The organism is Pseudomonas sp. UTLPPB19802, assembly GCF_059730225.1.
Genome location: NZ_AP048545.1, coordinates 2,778,929 through 2,792,463, shown reverse-complemented (window position 1 = coordinate 2,792,463; position 13,535 = coordinate 2,778,929). Strand labels below are relative to the sequence as shown.

At 61.2% G+C, this 13,535-nt stretch carries 16 protein-coding genes; 2 read left to right on the top strand and 14 right to left on the bottom strand.

Annotated elements, in window-relative coordinates:
- Positions 1-47: 47 nt before the first annotated feature.
- On the top strand, positions 48-1,271 hold the full coding sequence (locus AC6I6U_RS12720; RefSeq protein ID WP_497883022.1) for an MFS transporter: 1,224 nt from the start codon (positions 48-50) through the stop codon (positions 1,269-1,271).
- A gap of 273 nt (positions 1,272-1,544) precedes the next feature.
- On the opposite strand, the gene AC6I6U_RS12715 is transcribed toward AC6I6U_RS12720, so the two are convergent.
- The 11 genes from AC6I6U_RS12715 to AC6I6U_RS12665 form a co-directional block, all read right to left on the bottom strand.
- A complete protein-coding gene (locus AC6I6U_RS12715) occupies positions 1,545-1,859 on the bottom strand; it encodes a helix-turn-helix domain-containing protein (protein WP_497882278.1) in 315 nt (104 codons plus the stop codon).
- Between the two features lie 5 nt (positions 1,860-1,864).
- Positions 1,865-2,218: a type II toxin-antitoxin system RelE/ParE family toxin gene (locus AC6I6U_RS12710; RefSeq protein WP_497882277.1), complete on the bottom strand. Its 354-nt coding sequence runs from the start codon at positions 2,216-2,218 to the stop codon at positions 1,865-1,867.
- Positions 2,219-2,446: 228 nt separating this feature from the next.
- Positions 2,447-3,631, bottom strand: coding sequence for an endolytic transglycosylase MltG (gene mltG / locus AC6I6U_RS12705; RefSeq protein WP_497882276.1), 1,185 nt, complete (start codon positions 3,629-3,631; stop codon positions 2,447-2,449).
- Position 3,632: 1 nt separating this feature from the next.
- Positions 3,633-4,448, bottom strand: a complete 816-nt coding sequence (gene pabC, locus AC6I6U_RS12700) for an aminodeoxychorismate lyase (protein ID WP_497882275.1) — start codon at positions 4,446-4,448, stop codon at positions 3,633-3,635.
- A complete protein-coding gene (gene fabF / locus AC6I6U_RS12695; RefSeq protein ID WP_497882274.1) occupies positions 4,448-5,692 on the bottom strand; it encodes a beta-ketoacyl-ACP synthase II in 1,245 nt (414 codons plus the stop codon). The genes pabC and fabF overlap by 1 nt, the downstream gene beginning before the upstream one ends.
- A 108-nt stretch (positions 5,693-5,800) precedes the next feature.
- The gene (gene acpP / locus AC6I6U_RS12690) at positions 5,801-6,037 is read right to left on the bottom strand and encodes an acyl carrier protein (protein WP_497882273.1); all 237 of its coding nucleotides are present in this window, start codon (positions 6,035-6,037) and stop codon (positions 5,801-5,803) included.
- A gap of 197 nt (positions 6,038-6,234) precedes the next feature.
- The gene (fabG, locus tag AC6I6U_RS12685) at positions 6,235-6,975 is read right to left on the bottom strand and encodes a 3-oxoacyl-ACP reductase FabG (RefSeq protein WP_497882272.1); all 741 of its coding nucleotides are present in this window, start codon (positions 6,973-6,975) and stop codon (positions 6,235-6,237) included.
- A 16-nt stretch (positions 6,976-6,991) separates the two neighbouring features.
- Positions 6,992-7,930: an ACP S-malonyltransferase gene (gene fabD / locus AC6I6U_RS12680; protein ID WP_497882271.1), complete on the bottom strand. Its 939-nt coding sequence runs from the start codon at positions 7,928-7,930 to the stop codon at positions 6,992-6,994.
- A 137-nt stretch (positions 7,931-8,067) separates the two neighbouring features.
- Positions 8,068-9,078: a phosphate acyltransferase PlsX gene (gene plsX, locus AC6I6U_RS12675; RefSeq protein WP_497882270.1), complete on the bottom strand. Its 1,011-nt coding sequence runs from the start codon at positions 9,076-9,078 to the stop codon at positions 8,068-8,070.
- Positions 9,079-9,081: 3 nt separating this feature from the next.
- Positions 9,082-9,264, bottom strand: coding sequence for a 50S ribosomal protein L32 (gene rpmF / locus AC6I6U_RS12670; protein ID WP_009406838.1), 183 nt, complete (start codon positions 9,262-9,264; stop codon positions 9,082-9,084).
- Between the two features lie 13 nt (positions 9,265-9,277).
- Complete coding sequence (locus AC6I6U_RS12665; RefSeq protein WP_497882269.1) at positions 9,278-9,805, bottom strand: YceD family protein; 528 nt, start codon at positions 9,803-9,805, stop codon at positions 9,278-9,280.
- A gap of 105 nt (positions 9,806-9,910) precedes the next feature.
- Between AC6I6U_RS12665 and AC6I6U_RS12660 the strand changes: the two genes are divergently transcribed.
- Complete coding sequence (locus AC6I6U_RS12660) at positions 9,911-10,489, top strand: Maf family protein (protein ID WP_497882268.1); 579 nt, start codon at positions 9,911-9,913, stop codon at positions 10,487-10,489.
- Between the two features lie 199 nt (positions 10,490-10,688).
- Here AC6I6U_RS12660 and AC6I6U_RS12655 read toward each other — a convergent pair whose 3' ends face one another.
- Genes AC6I6U_RS12655 through rluC form a run of 3 tightly spaced genes read right to left on the bottom strand, consistent with a single transcriptional unit; the run spans position 10,689 to position 13,304 of the window.
- Complete coding sequence (locus AC6I6U_RS12655) at positions 10,689-11,675, bottom strand: S49 family peptidase (protein WP_497882267.1); 987 nt, start codon at positions 11,673-11,675, stop codon at positions 10,689-10,691.
- Positions 11,676-11,695: 20 nt separating this feature from the next.
- Positions 11,696-12,358 carry an HAD-IA family hydrolase gene (locus AC6I6U_RS12650; RefSeq protein ID WP_497882266.1) on the bottom strand — a complete coding sequence of 221 codons (663 nt, stop codon included), beginning with the start codon at positions 12,356-12,358 and terminating at the stop codon, positions 11,696-11,698.
- Complete coding sequence (rluC, locus tag AC6I6U_RS12645; protein WP_497882265.1) at positions 12,348-13,304, bottom strand: 23S rRNA pseudouridine(955/2504/2580) synthase RluC; 957 nt, start codon at positions 13,302-13,304, stop codon at positions 12,348-12,350. Before rluC ends, AC6I6U_RS12650 begins: the two co-directional genes overlap by 11 nt.
- Positions 13,305-13,535 lie beyond the last annotated feature (231 nt).

The following is a 13,535-nucleotide window of genomic DNA, read 5'->3' as shown; positions in this document are numbered from 1 at the left end:
GTGCCGTCAATATATGTACCGATCGATATATTTGTAGATCAGGAGAGATCGTGAATTCCTTGAGCGCCACCACCCATACCGCCACCGAGCGGTTACCCCTCTCGGCCCTGCTCGCGCTGGCCATGACAGGCTTCGTCTGCATCGTTACCGAAACCCTGCCCGCCGGCCTGCTGCCGCAGATTTCGGCAGGACTGGAAGTCAGCTCCTCCATGGCCGGCCAGACCGTGACCGCCTATGCCCTTGGCTCAGTACTGGCGGCCATCCCGCTGACCATCGCGACCCAGAACTGGCGGCGGCGCAGCGTCCTGCTGCTGACGATTGTCGGTTTCCTGCTGTTCAACTCGCTGACCGCGCTGTCGTCGAACTTCTGGCTCACCCTGGCCGCGCGCTTCTGTGCCGGGGCGTCGGCCGGCCTCGCCTGGAGCCTGCTGGCCGGTTATGCCCGGCGCATGGTCCAGCCTCATCAACAGGGGCGGGCCATGGCAATTGCCATGGTCGGCACGCCAATTGCGCTGTCTCTTGGCGTGCCGCTGGGGACCTGGCTGGGTGGTTCGGTCGGCTGGCGCAGCGCCTTCGGCATCATGTCGGCCCTGACTCTCGTACTGATTGCCTGGGTGTTGGCGAGGGTTCCGGATTATCCCGGCCAGGGTGGGCAGCACCGGATTGCGCTAGGTACCGTCCTGACCACACCCGGTGTGCGTCCCGTGTTGGGAACTGTCGTGCTCTGGATGCTGGCGCACAACATCCTCTACACCTACATCGCGCCGTTTGTCGCCCAGGCGGGACTACTTGAACGGGTCGATCTGGTGCTTCTGGTCTTTGGTGTTTGCGCACTGGGCGGCATCGCGGTTACCAGCCGATTGATCGATCGTCACCTGCGCGCGGCCGTACTCGGCAGCCTCGGCGTTTTCTCGCTGGTATCGCTAATGTTCTGCTGGCTGTCGGGCAACGGGGTGGCGATCTATGTCGGGGTTGCCATCTGGGGCCTGGCCTTTGGCGGCGCGGCGACGTTGCTGCAGACGGCATTGGCGGATACCGCCGGTGAAGGCGCCGATGTGGCGCTGTCGATGAACGTGGTGGCCTGGAACAGTGCCATTGCCGGCGCCGGCCTGATCGGTGGGATCCTGCTGAGCGATTGGGGAGTCGGGGCCTTTGCCCCGAGCGTGCTTGCCCTGGCGCTCATTGCCTTAGGCGTGGCCTGGTCAGCCCGGGCGAACGGTTTCCGCCCCGGTCCACGGGCCAGTGGGGCCGGCCAACCTATCGGACACTGAGCCTCAAGGGCTTTGGGAGCTATTGCACGCATTCCACCTCAGGCTTGGTGATCGGCAACATTTCTGTCGATGCGCCGGCTAGGGAAAAGTGATTTGAAGCTACCCACATCAGCGGCCATGAGCGGCCGCTTTCGTAGGAATTCAGCGCCACCTTCTGCAGTTCAGCAAAATACATCCAGGATGCTGTAGAGGGCACAGCATGATCACACCGCTCTCCCGCTAAATTCCCCCCATTCCTCCATAGGACATATCGATGGATAGCTACGTTTATGATCAGATGTCAGAAAACTGTTTGATTCTGACGCAGTGGTCGGCAAATTTTGCGGTCACCACCAGCTCCCCGCCCATAGCCTCAATAAACCTACGCATGGAGCTGATGTAGAGATCCGTTCTTTTTTCCATTTTGGCAACACTGCCCTGGCTCACCCTGAGTGCTTGAGCCAAGGCCTCTTGAGAGAGATGTCGTGCCTTGCGCAACTCCGCCAAGTCCATCTCGTCTCGCAGTTGCTCTGCCCTGGCGGCGCCAAGTGCCTGGGCCTCAGGAGACATTTTCTCACGCAAGGTCGAGAAAGGTTTCTTTTCTGACATGGCGCTCACCTACCTTTTTCCAGTTCATCCAGATGGTCGTCATACAGCTTGTCGGCCACGGGTATCATTTGCACATAAAATCGATCGTCTCCGGTTTTGTCGCCGCCAATTAGAAGAATCGCTGTTCGGGTCGGGTCGAATGCATAGAAAACCCGGAGAGGATTTCCACCACTCTGCACTCGAAGCTCACGCATGTGATCGTGCTTTGCTCCCTTGATGCCGCTACTGTACGGATACGGCAAATGAGGCCCACGTTCTTCAAGAAGCGTTACACAAGCATCGACATCCACCTGCATCGCATCAGTCAGGCAAAACCACCATTGTTCAAACTCATCGGTGTATTCAACATCCCATGCCATGAAGTCAATTTATTCCCTTGAGTGCATATTTTCAACGACTGCCAGTGCCGAAGTTCACCGCAGTGAGCCTCGACAGGTGACAAGCCATAAACGCAGCCGATGATCCAGCACAAAACAGGCAGCCTCCATCGGAAGCTGCCTGTATTCAAAAGGAAATGTCGATTTTCAGATCAGACTTTTCGGCCCCGACCGAACAGGCTCAGCCAGACCAGCCCGTAGCCAGAATCACTACCCGCCCTTCGCATCGGGCTCGGAGGCTGACGGGACTTCTGACGGAGTAGCGGCCGGAGCCGTCGCGGGCTCGTCAGCATCCTGGACTGGCGGAGCAGGCTTCACTTCAGCGCCCGGTGCAGGACTCGCCGTGGCACCCGCAGCCGGAGTGGGCGCCGGACTGGAACGGTAGTCGGCCCGCCGCTTGAGCTGGAACTCGCGCACCGCATTGTTATGGGCATCCAGGTCGTCGGAGAAGACATGGCTGCCATCGCCGCGGGCGACGAAGTACAGGCTCTTGCCTTCTACCGGGTTCAACGCGGCATGGATCGCCTCGCGGCCGACCATGGCGATCGGGGTCGGTGGCAAACCGGCGTTGAGGTAGGTGTTGTAGGGATTGGCCTCGCGCAGATGAGCGCGGGTCAGCTTGCCGGTGTAGCGCTCACCCAGGCCGTAGATTACTGTCGGGTCGGTCTGCAGCAGCATACCCAATTGCATGCGGCGGACGAAGACGCCAGCAATCTGCCCACGCTCCTGCGGAACACCGGTTTCCTTCTCCACCAGCGAGGCCATGATCAACGCCTGGTAGGGCTCGGTATACGGCGCATCGGCCGAACGCTTTTCCCATTCCTGAGCCAGGACGCTCTGTAGACGATCGTAGGCTTTTTCCAGCAGCTCGGCATCCGTCATCCCGCGCACGAAACGATAGGTATCCGGGAAGAAGCGCCCCTCCGGAAACACATCCTTGTGGCCCAGCCTGGTCATGACTTCGCTATCGCTGAGGCCCGCCAGGGTTTGCTGGAGTTTTTCCTGCTTGGCCAGTGCATTGCGCACCTGGCGGAAGTTCCAGCCTTCGACCAGGGTCAGGGTGTACTGCACCACCTCGCCACGCTGCCAGAGGCCAAGCAGCGAGCGAACATTCATGTCCGGGGTGAGGCGGTACTCGCCGCTGTGCAACTGCACACCGGACAGGTTGAAGCGCCAGTACAGGCGCAGCCAGAAGGCATCACGCAGGGTGCCATCTACTTCCATGCGGTTGAAGGTGCCGGTGGGCGTCGCACCAGCGGGCACGTCGAGCAGTTGCTCCTGCTTCACGTCGAGGGTCTGCTCCAGGGCGGAGTGGATCTTCCAGGCCGATATGCCCAGCAGCAGTCCCGCCAGCACCAGCCCCGTCTGCAGCAGCAACAAGAATTTACGTCTCAATTCAAACTTCCAATAACCCGCGAGCAATGCCTTGCAGTTTACGGGTGAGCGGCCCCACCGACCAGCTCAGATCAGCCAAGGCACGAACCGGCCAGACGCCGTAAACGCTGTTACAGAGAAAGACCTCATCAGCCTGCTGGAGTTGCTCCATGCTGATGTCGGAGATATCCACAGGCACACCCAGGGCACGGGCCTGGTCGAGCAGTTCGGCACGCATCACCCCCGCCACGCCACAACGGCTCAGGTCTGCGGTACGCAGCACGCCATCGCAGACCAGGAACAGGTTGCTGAACACGCCCTCGATCACCCGACCGGCGGCGTCGAGCATCAGCCCTTCGGCATGCTCGCCGTCCTGCCACTCATTGCGGGCCAGCACCTGCTCCAAGCGGTTGAGATGCTTGAGGCCGGCCAGCAAAGGCTGCTCGGACAAACGGGTGGTGCAGGAAAAGAGGCGGATCCCCAGGTTCTGCAGGTCCGGTGAATAAGCTGGAAGCGGGCTGCCTTGCAGGATGCGCCGTGGCTGCGCATCGGCAGCAGCCGCGTAACCACGCAGGCTGTCGCCACGGGTGAGGATCAGCTTGAGCACGCCCTCGCCCATCGCGGCGCTGTAGACCAGCAGCTCGCTGCGAATCAGCGGCTGGTTGGCCACCAGCCCCAGGCGCCGACAACCGTCGGCCAGGCGTTGCAGGTGCCGTTCAAGCAGCACCGGGCGCCCGCCCTTGACGGCAATGGTCTCGAACAGACCATCACCATAGGCCAGGCCGCGGTCCTTGAGCGGCAGTGAATCAGCCGGCTGACCGTCGACCCAGCTCTGCATCACTCGGCGAACCGGCGGAACACCAGGGAACCGTTGGTGCCACCAAATCCGAAGGAGTTGGACAGCACCACGTCGATCGGCATGCGACGCGCTTCGTGTGGCACGAAGTCGAGGTCGCAGCCTTCTTCCGGCTCATCGAGGTTGATGGTCGGCGGCGCCACCTGGTCGGTAATCGCCAGGACGCTGAAAATCGCCTCGATGGCGCCGGCAGCGCCCAGCAGGTGACCGGTCATCGACTTGGTGGAGCTGACCGCCAGCTTGTAGGCGTGCTCGCTGAACACGGTCTTGATCGCCTCGACTTCAGCGATATCGCCAGCCGGGGTCGAGGTGCCGTGGGCATTGATGTACTGCACCTGGTCGGGCGCGATCCCGGCGTCACGCAGGGCGTTGGCAATACAACGTGCCGCGCCGGCGCCGTCGGCGGGTGGCGAAGTCATGTGGTAGGCATCGCCGCTCATGCCGAAGCCGATCAGCTCGGCGTAGATGGTGGCACCACGCGCCTTGGCGTGCTCCAGCTCTTCGAGTACCAGCGCACCGGCACCGTCGGACAGCACGAAGCCATCGCGCCCCTTGTCCCACGGACGACTGGCGCGAGTCGGCTCATCATTGCGGGTAGACAGTGCGCGCGAAGCGCCAAAGCCGCCCATGCCCAGGCCGCAAGCGGCCATTTCCGCACCGCCGGCAATCATCACGTCGGCTTCGCCGTAGGCAATGTTGCGCGCGGCCATGCCGATACAATGGGTACCGGTGGTGCAGGCGGTGGAGATGGCGTAGTTCGGTCCCTGTGCACCCAGGTGGATGGACAGGAAGCCGGAAATCATGTTGATGATCGAGCCAGGCACGAAGAACGGCGAAATGCGCCGAGGCCCGGAATCATGCAGGGTGCGGCTGGTTTCCTCGATATTGGTCAGACCACCAATACCCGAGCCCATGGCCACGCCGATACGTTCACGGTTGGCGTCGGTGACTTCCAGGCCCGCGTCGCGGATTGCCTGGAAACCGGCTGCCAGGCCGTATTGAATGAACAGGTCGAGTTTGCGGGCTTCTTTGGCCGACAAGTATTCTTCGACATTGAAGCCTTTTACCGAGCCACCAAAACGGGTGGTATAGGCAGAAAGGTCTGTGTGTTCGATCAGACCAATGCCACTGCGGCCAGCCAGAATGCCCTGCCAGGTACTCGGAACATCCGTACCCAAAGGCGACAACATCCCCATACCGGTGACTACGACGCGTCTACGCGACACAGCACTCTCCTTTATCCTGTTGAGCAGTTTGCCTCACACCTAAAGAAAAAACCGCACGCCACGATGGCAGTGCGGTTTTTTCCATGACAGCGGCAATGATTACAACTATTAACCCTGGTGGGCGTTGATGTAATCGATAGCAGCTTGTACGGTGGTGATTTTTTCAGCTTCTTCGTCAGGGATTTCGGTCTCGAATTCCTCTTCCAGAGCCATCACCAGCTCAACGGTGTCAAGGGAGTCGGCACCCAGGTCTTCAACGAAGGAAGCAGGGTTGGTAACCTCTTCTTCCTTGACACCCAGTTGCTCGGCAACGATTTTCTTGACGCGTTCTTCGATGGTGCTCATACCTTGTTTTCACTCCTAATGGAAAAATTCAGGCAGCTGGCCGGTGGGTAAGTGTATAGAAAGGCTTTTCAGCTTTTCAACCGAAAGCTTTCGCCTTCACCCCGCCGTGTCCCCCTGCCCGTCAATAAGTTGCAGCTTTATAACGGATTTTAGACAGCTGGTATGACATTTTTTTGAAGCAATCCGTCACATTTGAATTACATGTACATCCCGCCGTTCACCGGAATTGTAGCTCCGGTCACGTATGCCGCACCCTCCGAAGCCAGGAACGCGACCACTTGCGCGATCTCCTGGGCCTGGCCCAGACGGCCCAGCGGAATCTGTGTCAACAGGGCTTCGCGCTGTGCTTCCGGCAGTTCGCGGGTCATATCGGTGTCGATGAAGCCTGGCGCTACCGAGTTTACCGTAATCGACCGCGAGCCGACCTCACGCGCGAGTGCGCGACTGAAACCTTCGAGGCCTGCCTTGGCTGCCGCATAGTTTACTTGGCCTGCGTTGCCCATGGCACCCACTACCGAGCCGATATTGATAATTCGGCCCCAGCGCGCCTTGGTCATGCCGCGCAGAACGCCCTTGGACAGGCGATACAGGCTGTTGAGGTTGGTGTCGACCACGTCGTACCACTCGTCATCCTTCATGCGCATCATCAGGTTGTCGCGGGTGATGCCTGCGTTATTGACCAGCACCGCTGGCGTACCGAACTGCTCGGTGATGCTCGCCAATACGGCAGCGACCGATTCGTCACTGGTGACGTTGAGTTCCAGGCCTGTGCCCTGGATACCGTGTTCCTTGAGGGTGGCGGCAATGCGCTCGGCACCCGAGGCGGACGTCGCGGTGCCGATGACCACGGCCCCCAGGCGACCCAGCTCGAGGGCGATGGCTTGGCCGATGCCACGGCTGGCGCCGGTGACCAGTGCAACTTTACCTTGCAGACTCATGCAGGCTTCTCCTAATTCAGGCCTGCGCCGCGCGCGTGGCGGCGAAGGCATCCGGGGTATTCAGGTTGGAGGTGTTGACGCCATCGGCGCAACGCTTGTTCAGGCCGGCCAGGACCTTGCCCGGGCCGCACTCGACCAGTTCAGTCGCGCCCTGGGCTGCCAGGTACTGCACGCACTCGACCCAACGCACCGGCTTGTAGAGCTGCTCCAGCAGGTCGCGCTTGAGGCTGTCGAGGTCGGCGGCCACGCCCGCGCTGACGTTCTGCACCAGCGGGATCTGCGGTGCCTGCCAGTCGATGGCGGCAACCGATTCGGCAAAACGCTCGGCAGCCGGGCGCATCAGTTCGCAGTGCGACGGCACGCTCACCGGCAATGGCAGGGCACGCTTGGCCCCCTTGGCCTTGCAAGCTTCCATGGCGCGCTCGACAGCAGCCTTGGCACCGGCAATCACCACCTGGCCAGGCGAGTTGAAGTTGACCGCGCTGACCACTTCGCCCTGGGCGGAGTCGGCACAGGCAGCAACGACAACGGCATCTTCCAGGCCGAGGATCGCCGCCATGGCGCCCTGCCCGGCCGGTACGGCCTCTTGCATCAATTGACCGCGACGCTCGACCAGGCGCACGGCATCGGCCAGGCTCAGGCTACCCGCGGCAACCAGAGCACTGTATTCACCCAGGCTGTGACCGGCGACATAGGCCGGGCGCTGGCCGCCTTCAGCCAGCCAGAGGCGCCACAGGGCGATCGAGGCGGTGAGGATGGCCGGCTGGGTCTTGTCGGTCTGGTTGAGCTGTTCTTCCGGACCTTGCTGGGTCAGCGCCCAGAGGTCGTAACCCAGGGCCTGGGAGGCCTCGGCGAAGGTTTCCAGGATCAGCGGGTACTGCGCGCCCAGCTCGGCCAGCATGCCGAGGGACTGCGAGCCCTGCCCTGGAAAGACAAATGCGAGGGAAGTAGACATGAAACGGCCCCTAATGATCTTATCGTCGGAGAGTTGACGTCCCGCCAGAACACAATGGACGGAAACGCAATAAACTGTCAGTTGGATGGCCCATTGAACCGGGCGGTCACATTGTAAGCGCCTGCCAGGCAAAACGCCTAAAGCAACAGATCCCCCAGACGCCCATGGAGGCGCTCGGGAAGGTTTTCCTGAATCTCGACCAGCGCCCGCTGGATCGCACTCTGCAAACCCTGCACACCGGCCGAGCCGTGACTCTTGACCACGATCCCCTGCAGCCCGAGAAAACTCGCGCCGTTGTGTCGCGCCGGTGCCAGGTCGGCCCGCAGGCGACCGAGTAGCGGCAACGCCAGGGTACCGACCAGCCGCGAGGCCAGGTTGCGCCGGAACAGCGCCTCGACCCGAGCAGCAATCATGGTCGCCAGCCCTTCGCTGGACTTGAGCAGGATATTGCCGACAAAACCGTCGCAGACTACCACGTCGGCCTCACCGCGATACAAGCCATCGCCCTCGATGAACCCGATGTAGTTCAACCCGCGCGCCTGCTGCAGCAACCCCGCCGCCAGCTTGACCTGCTGGTTACCCTTGATGTCTTCGGTACCGACATTCAACAGCGCCACGCGTGGGCGCACCACGCCCAGGGCCTCGGCGGCCACCGACCCCATCACGGCGAACTGGAAGAGGTGCTCGGCGGTGCAATCGACGTTTGCCCCGAGGTCGAGCAACTGGCAGTAGCCGTGCTGGGTCGGGATCGCCGCGACCATCGCCGGCCGATCGATACCTGGCAAGGTCTTGAGCACGTGGCGCGACAGCGCCATCAGCGCCCCGGTATTACCGGCACTGACCACCGCCTGGACGCGATCATCACGCAGCAACTGCAGGGCCACCCGCATCGATGAGTCCGGTTTGCCGCGCAAGGCCTGGGATGGACGGTCGTCCATGGTAATGACTTCGGTCGCTGGAACGATGTTCAAGCGCGCACGATGAACCGCCGGATAACCAGCAATCAGTTCTTCGAGAAGGGAGGGTTGACCGACAAGGGTCAGGGAAAGCGAGGGTGTAGCACAAAGACAGGCAACACTAGCCTGGACAATGTTGCGGGGACCGAAGTCCCCGCCCATTGCGTCGATCGCGATGATCTGAGCGGACAAGATTTACTCGTCAGCGCCCTTGTCGATCACTTTACGACCACGGTATACGCCTTCTGGCGAAACGTGGTGACGCAGGTGAACTTCACCAGTGGTTTTTTCCACGGACAGAGCGTTGGCCTCGAGGGCGTCGTGCGAACGACGCATGTCGCGGGCAGAGCGGGATTTTTTGTTCTGCTGAACAGCCATAATTGATTAACTCCTAAACGTTTGGGTCACGCTTTAACTGCGCCAATACACTGAACGGGTTGGACCGCGTTACCTCGTCCTCGGCTGGTTCGGGCTCATCGAGCCCCGCCGGCTGCTGGCATTCTTCCGGATGATGAGCAGGCACAATGGGCAAGGCGAGCAGAAGCTCCTCCTCGATCAATGCCTGCAGATCCAAAGGATCTTCGCCCAGTTCCAGCACGTCATAACCTTTCGGTAACGACTGGGTATTCGCACCCTCCTTCACCACAGCGTAACTGCATTCGCTGTGAATCGGCAGGGTGACCAGCTCAAGACAACGCTGGCAAACCATCTTGACTTCGGTGTCGATAAAGCTGTGGATAACCACGGCCTTACGTTCATCTCGTTCAAAAACGAATTTGGCCTGCACCGTACCGACTGTATCGGAAAGCGGGTCGCAGAGTCTCTCCAAATCGGCCAGCAGCAGCTCACCCTGGAGGGTGGTGCCGCGATCAGCCAATTTGCGCGGGTCAACGTGAGGTGGAATCGGGTCATTCAACATAGGCGCAGCATTATAGGGATGCCCCCGCCCATGTCAAAGGAAATTCAGCCCTGTCCGTCGGCTTCGCCTGTAGATAGAATCGTCGACCACCTTCAGGAGAAGCGCATGCTGCCGTTGTTACTCGCCTCAAGCTCGGTCTACCGCCGGGAATTGCTCGACCGCCTGCGCCTGCCCTTCACGTGCAGCTCGCCCGATATCGACGAAAGCCACCGCCCCGGAGAGACCGCCGAAGCACTGGTGCAGCGCCTCGCCGAAGAGAAGGCACGAGCCTTGGCCGCCACCCACCCACAGCATCTGATCATCGGTTCGGACCAGGTCGCAGTGCTGAATGGGCGCATCCTTGGCAAACCCCACACCTTCGAGAAGGCTCGGGAACAACTGCAGGCCGCCAGCGGCATCAGTGTGAGCTTCCTGACCGGGCTGGCACTGCTCAACAGCCACAATGGCCGCTGCCAGGTGGATTGCGTGACCTTCACCGTGCACATGCGCCCACTCGACGACCAGCGCATCGAACGCTACCTGCGTGCCGAGCAGCCCTACGACTGCGCCGGCAGTTTCAAGGCCGAAGGTTTGGGGGTGAGTCTGTTCCAGAGTACCGAAGGGACGGACGCCACCAGCCTGGTGGGCCTGCCGTTGATTCGCCTGGTGGACATGCTGCTGACAGAAGGCGTCGAGATACCCTGATTCCATCGCCCATGCCCGCCCTGCCACTTGTGGCGAGTGGGCTTAACCGCGCAGGGGGGTGCAAAGCACCCCTGAAACCGACTATCGCAACCTGCCAGGCAAACCGAAGCGACCGACCTGCAACTGCACTGCGCCAAGCACGGCGGTGCGACATCCCGACAAGCCCGCTAGCCACACAGTGGTCAGCCTGCCCGCCGGGTCAGCGCAGGGTCGGCCCCTGGAAGCCCATCCACATGGCCAGATGCTCTGCCACGCTGGCCCCGAGTTTTTTCGAGAAACGGTCGAACGGCGACTCCTGGACAGTGAAGTCCACCAGTTTTTTCTCGCCGATCACATCCCGCGCCACCGAACTGGCACTGCCCAGGCCATCGATCAACCCCAGTGGCAGCGCCTGCTCGCCGGACCAGACCAGCCCGGAGAACAACTCCGGATGCTCCTTGTCCTTCAGGCGATCACCGCGCCCTTTCTTGACGCTGGCGATGAACTGGTTGTGAGTGGTGTCCAGCACGCCTTGCCAGAAGCGGGTTTCATCTGCTTTCTGCGGCTGGAACGGATCGAGGAACGACTTGTGTTCGCCCGAGGAATAGGCACGACGCTCGACACCGAGCTTCTCCATGGCCCCGACAAACCCGTAACCCGCCGCCGTCACGCCAATGGAGCCTACCAGGCTAGCCTTGTCGGCATAGATCTGGTCCGCTGCGCTGGCAATGTAGTACGCCCCCGACGCCCCCAGATCGGAAATCACCGCATAGACCTTGGTATCCGGGTGCAGGCCGCGCAGCCGACGGATTTCGTCATAGACATAGCCCGATTGCACCGGACTGCCGCCCGGGCTGTTGATACGCAGGATGATGCCCTTGACCTTGGGATCCTCGAAGGCCGTACGCAGGCTGCCGACGATATTGTCAGCGCTGGCCGACTCCTTGTCCGCGATCACCCCACGCACCTCGATCAATGCGGTGTAGTGAGCGCCACGGTTGGCACTTTTCTCCAGATCCACCAATGGCGAGAGGGCCAGCAACGCGACAAACAGATAGACAAAGATCAGCAGCTTGAAGAAGATCCCCCAGCGCCGCGCACGCCGCTGCTCAATGATGCCGGCCTGGAGCGTGCGCTCCAGCAGCTTCCAGCTTTTATCCTCGCCATCGGCATTCGCCTTGGGCGGTGCATTCCATTCATCAGCCATGCGCGCTCATCCCAGTAAAATCAATTGGCCTGGCGATTCAACCAGGCATGCAATTCAGGAAAACTATCGATCGCCAACCGCGGCTCGAACACCTGCAACTCGTCCAGGGACAAGGCGCCGTATCCGACCGCCACGCTGTCCATGCCGGCATTGCGAGCCATCTGCAGGTCAAAGGCCGAGTCACCGACCATCAACGCCTGGGAAGCCGGCACACCACAATGCTCGAGAATCTGCTCGAGCATCAGCGGATGCGGCTTGCTCGCGGTTTCATCGGCGGCTCGAGTGATATCGAAATAATCCAGCCAGCCATGGGCCTTCAACACCCGATCCAACCCGCGGCGAGCCTTGCCGGTCGCCACGGCCAACTGGTAGCCCGCCTCCCGAAACGCCGACATGGATTCGACCACCCCCGGAAACAACGGCGAAGGCACCGCCTCCAGGGAGATGTAGCTGTCGGCGTAGTGCTGGCGAAAAACCACCAACTCCTCGTCAGAGATTTCTGGATAAAGAGTACGAATCGCCTCTGGAAGCCCCAGACCGATAATCCCCTTGACCGACCGCTCGTCACGTAGCGCCAAGTCGGACCGTTCGGCCGCCATGCCCATCGCCTGGACAATCCGACCAATGGAATCGGCCAAGGTGCCGTCCCAATCGAAAATCAGCAGTTTGTAGTCAGCCTGCACTCAAGCGCTCCACGGTCTTGGCCCACATTTCATCCACCGGCGCCTGCAATTTCAGTTCGCCACCATCGGGCAACGGCACCGTCAGCATGTAGGCATGCAGGAACAGGCGCTTGCCGCCCAGCTCGCGGATTTCCCGGGTAAAGTCTTCATCCCCGTACTTGCTGTCGCCGGCGATGCAATGGCCGGCATGCAGCGTGTGCACACGAATCTGGTGGGTCCGGCCAGTCACCGGCTTGGCTTCGACCATGGTGGCGAAATCGTTGAAGCGGCGCAGCACCTTGAATACCGTCAGCGCATCCTTGCCCTCGTCGTTGACCTCGACCATGCGCTCGCCGGAGCGCAGGTTGCTCTTGAGCAACGGTGCCCGCACCTGCTTGACCGAGGTTGCCCAGTGACCACGTACCAGCGCCATGTAGCGCTTGTCGACACCGTCGCCGCGCAGCGCCTCGTGCAGATGGCGCAGCATGCTGCGTTTCTTGGCGATCATCAGCAACCCGGAGGTGTCGCGGTCGAGGCGGTGCACCAGCTCCAGTTCCTTGGCATCCGGGCGCAACTGGCGAAAGGCCTCGATCACGCCAAAGCTCAGGCCGCTGCCGCCGTGCACGGCAATGCCGGCCGGCTTGTTGATCACGATCAGCGCCTTGTCCTCGTACACGATCGAGTCCTCCAGGCGCTGCAGCAGACCCTGGGCCACGGGTACGGGTTCGTCACGCTCAGGAACGCGCACCGGCGGCACACGGACGATATCGCCGGCCTGCAGCTTGTACTCGGGCTTGATGCGCCCCTTGTTCACGCGCACCTCGCCTTTACGCAAGATGCGGTAAATCAGGGTCTTGGGCACGCCCTTGAGCCGGGCAAGGAGAAAATTGTCGATGCGTTGGCCGGCATATTCCGGCGAAACCTCAAGCAGTTGAACGCCTGAAGTCGGGGGGGTAGTCGTCGTCATGTCGCGGATGATAACAATTTTTTATGGAATTGAAGCACTTAATCATTACTGCTATAGTCGCGAACGCCGCCAAAAGCGGCCGGGCAGCGGAACAACGGCAAACAGCCGACCCTGACCCACGCAATTCATCAGGACGCGAGGCCGTCCTACGGGGCTTTCGCCACAATGGCAGGTTCGCGATTGTAACAAGCGCAGGTGACATGAGGCCTGAAGCGAGCCGGGAAACTGAGT

Excerpts from the sequence above, each read along its gene's own strand:
- AC6I6U_RS12715 (WP_497882278.1), bottom strand. The coding sequence starts at position 1,859 with ATGTCAGAAAAGAAACCTTTCTCGACCTTGCGTGAGAAAATGTCTCCT.
- AC6I6U_RS12710 (WP_497882277.1), bottom strand. The coding sequence starts at position 2,218 with ATGGCATGGGATGTTGAATACACCGATGAGTTTGAACAATGGTGGTTT.
- pabC (WP_497882275.1), bottom strand. The coding sequence starts at position 4,448 with ATGCAGAGCTGGGTCGACGGTCAGCCGGCTGATTCACTGCCGCTCAAG.
- acpP (WP_497882273.1), bottom strand. The coding sequence starts at position 6,037 with ATGAGCACCATCGAAGAACGCGTCAAGAAAATCGTTGCCGAGCAACTG.
- fabG (WP_497882272.1), bottom strand. The coding sequence starts at position 6,975 with ATGAGTCTGCAAGGTAAAGTTGCACTGGTCACCGGCGCCAGCCGTGGC.
- fabD (WP_497882271.1), bottom strand. The coding sequence starts at position 7,930 with ATGTCTACTTCCCTCGCATTTGTCTTTCCAGGGCAGGGCTCGCAGTCC.
- rpmF (WP_009406838.1), bottom strand. The coding sequence starts at position 9,264 with ATGGCTGTTCAGCAGAACAAAAAATCCCGCTCTGCCCGCGACATGCGT.
- AC6I6U_RS12665 (WP_497882269.1), bottom strand. The coding sequence starts at position 9,805 with ATGTTGAATGACCCGATTCCACCTCACGTTGACCCGCGCAAATTGGCT.
- AC6I6U_RS12660 (WP_497882268.1), top strand. The coding sequence starts at position 9,911 with ATGCTGCCGTTGTTACTCGCCTCAAGCTCGGTCTACCGCCGGGAATTG.
- AC6I6U_RS12655 (WP_497882267.1), bottom strand. The coding sequence starts at position 11,675 with ATGGCTGATGAATGGAATGCACCGCCCAAGGCGAATGCCGATGGCGAG.
- rluC (WP_497882265.1), bottom strand. The coding sequence starts at position 13,304 with ATGACGACGACTACCCCCCCGACTTCAGGCGTTCAACTGCTTGAGGTT.